1 protein-coding gene and 1 pseudogene are annotated in these 1,300 nt (G+C 73.6%); both read right to left on the bottom strand.

The window, feature by feature from the left end; translation table 11 throughout:
• Nucleotides 1-214: pseudogene (locus tag AC2W7C_RS18070) on the bottom strand (hypothetical protein); the annotation flags it as partial.
• Nucleotides 211-1,300 (bottom strand): lipopolysaccharide biosynthesis protein (locus AC2W7C_RS18065; RefSeq protein WP_486002592.1); only part of this gene is annotated, 1,090 nt, incomplete at its 5' end. The gene AC2W7C_RS18065 and the pseudogene AC2W7C_RS18070, both read right to left, overlap by 4 nt.

Raw genomic sequence — 1,300 nt, 5'->3', positions numbered from 1 at the left:
GCGGGCCGTCAGCTTCGCCGTCAGCGCCGCGTCGCCGGTGCCGTCGTCCAGGACCAAAAACGACCTCGACGGCGCCGTCCAGGGCGCCGGCCTCCCCCTCCAGCAGGGCCAGCAAGGCGTCGGGATCGTCCCGCAGGAAGGGAATCAGCACCGAGACCGCAGGGCGGGCGGACGGCCAGGCGGCGTTGTCGACGATGGTCGCGCGGACGCTCATGCCGCGGCTCTCCGCGCCTTGAAGCGCTCCATCAGCCGCAGGGCGACGTCGCGGACGCCGGCGGCGTTCAGTGTCAGGGCCGCCGCCGCATAGACCAGGCCGCCGACGCCCGCGTCGAGGATCAGCTCGGCCAGTCCGCCAAGGCGCGGCAGGGCCGAGACGGCCAGCGCCATGATCCCGGTCGCGATGGCGCAGCGGACCAGGCTTTCCCAAGGGATGGGCAGGGCCAGGACGCGCCGGCCGATCGCCTGGGTGGCGATCAGGCCCAGGCCGAAGCTGGCGGCGGTCGCCCAGGCGGCGCCCATGACGCCGAAACGGGGGACCAGGATGAGGTTCAGGATGACGTTGGCGACCGCCGGAATGGCCATGGCCATGAGCAGCCGCTTGGTCTTGCGGCCGAGCGTGAAGGCCTGGCCGAAATAGTAGGCGGTCAGGCCGTAGAGCAGGGCCGACAGGGCGATCCAGGGGGTGATGGAGGCCGCCGCGCCGCGCAGGTCTTCGCCGATCAGCACCTCGGACAGCGGAACCGCGACCAAGGCGACCCCGGCGGCGGCGGGCAGGCCGATCAGCAGGAAGGTGGACAGCTGCTCGCGCGCGGCGACCTTGAGCCGCTCGGCCCCGCCGCGCTCCAGCGCCATGACCAGGGCGGGCTGACCGGCCGATCCCAGCCACAGGAACAGGACGTCCAGGGTGCGATTGGCGATGGAGTAGCCGGCGTGATAGGCGCCCACCGCCGCCTCGTCCAGGAAGGCGGCCAGCAGGAAGCGGTCGGTGGAGGCCAGCACCACCGTCAGGGCCAGGGACATGGCGATCGGATAGCCGTACAGGGCGTAGGTGCGCACCCGCTGGGGCTCGAACCGCGCGCCGCGGGCCTGGCGCAGCTCGCCCGGCAGGACGAAGGGCAGGGCGGCCAGCGGGGCCAGGCCCAGGCCCAGCATCAGGAACACCGCCAGCGCCATCGGCCAAGGCATGACCAGCGCCGCGCCGAGCGCGAAGGCCATGAAGGGCGCGGTGCAGGGAGCCGCCACCACCACCGCCAGGGCGCCGGTGAAGAAGGCGCCGGCCCCGCCCGGCAGGCGGGCCAGC

The organism is Brevundimonas sp. CURTG3B2_SDJG (genome assembly GCF_057364705.1).
Note: the sequence above shows the minus strand (reverse complement) of the source record. Positions and strands in the feature narration are given on the sequence as shown.